The sequence below is a fragment of the Halomonas nitroreducens genome (assembly GCF_003966155.1).
GTDB lineage: Bacteria > Pseudomonadota > Gammaproteobacteria > Pseudomonadales > Halomonadaceae > Halomonas > Halomonas nitroreducens.
This window is the reverse complement of sequence record NZ_RXNS01000047.1, coordinates 1-1,430: the sequence shown is the minus strand read 5'-3', so window position 1 is coordinate 1,430 and position 1,430 is coordinate 1. Positions and strand designations below refer to the sequence as shown.

The following is a 1,430-nucleotide window of genomic DNA, read 5'->3' as shown; positions in this document are numbered from 1 at the left end:
GGCGGCTTCCAGGAGTGCCACCAGCTGCCGATGTTCCAGGAGTTCACCAAGTACCAGGGCCACGTGACCCACCCGGCGCGGATGGCCGAGTACACCGGGCGCTGCTTCGATCGGGCGATGTCGGAGATGGGCCCGACCCAGCTGAACATCCCGCGGGACTACTTCTATGGCGAGATCGAGGCCGAGATCCCCGAGCCGGCGCGCCTCGATCGCGGCCCGGGCGGCACCCGGACCCTCAACGAGGCGGCGGAGCTGCTGGCCAACGCCGAGTTCCCGGTGATCGTCTCCGGCGGCGGGGTGGTGATGGCCGATGGCGTGGACGCCTGCCAGGCGCTGGCCGAGCGGCTGGGCGCGCCGGTGGTCAACAGCTACCAGCACAACGACTCCTTCCCGGCCAGCCACCCGCTGTGGTGCGGCCCGCTGGGCTACCAGGGCTCCAAGGCCGGCATGAAGCTGATCGCCCAGGCCGACGTGGTGGTGGCGCTGGGCACGCGGCTGGGGCCGTTCGGCACCCTGCCGCAGCATGGTCTGGACTACTGGCCGAAGGACGCCAAGATCATCCAGATCGACGCCGACCACAAGATGCTGGGTCTGGTGAAGAAGATCGCGGTGGGCATCTGCGGCGACGCCAGGGAGGCCGCCGAGGCGATCACCGAGCGCCTGGCGGGTCGCGAGCTGGTGTGTGACGCCACCCAGGGCAAGCGCGCCGAGCTGATCGCCAGCGAGAAGGCCGCCTGGGAGCGCGAGCTGGACGAGTGGACCCACGAGAAGGACCCGTTCAGCCTCGACGCCATCGACGAGGCCGAGGGCGAGACGCCGTTCTCCGGCGGCGAGTACCTGCACCCGCGCCAGGTGCTGCGCGAGCTGGAGAAGGCCATGCCCGAGGACGTGATGGTCTCCACCGACATCGGCAACATCAATGCCGTGGCGCACAGCTACCTGCGCTTCGAGAAGCCGCGCAGCTTCTTCGCGCCGATGAGTTTCGGCAACTGCGGCTATGCACTGCCGACCATCATCGGCGCCAAGGTGGCCGCGCCGGAGCGCCCGGCGATCGCCTACGCCGGCGACGGGGCCTGGGGCATGAGCCTGATGGAGACCATGACCGCGGTGCGGCACGCCATCCCGGTGACCGCGGTGGTGTTCCACAACCGCCAGTGGGGCGCGGAGAAGAAGAACCAGGTGGAGTTCTACAACCGCCGCTTCGTGGCCGGCGAGCTGGACAACCAGAGCTTCGCCGAGATCGGCCGGGCGATGGGCGCCGAGGGCATCACCGTGGACCGCCTGGAGGACGTGGGCCCGGCGCTGAAGAAGGCGGTGGACCTGCAGATGAACGAGGGCAAGACCTGCATCCTCGAGATCATGTGCACCCGCGAACTGGGCGACCCCTTCCGCCGCGACGCCCTGAAGAAGCCGGTGCGGCTGCTGGAGAA

At 69.4% G+C, this 1,430-nt stretch carries 1 protein-coding gene; it reads left to right on the top strand.

Annotation, left to right across the window (positions count from 1 at the left end):
- Positions 1-1,430: sulfoacetaldehyde acetyltransferase (xsc, locus tag EKG36_RS20400; RefSeq protein WP_126487113.1), on the top strand; the 1,430-nt coding region annotated here is incomplete at both ends.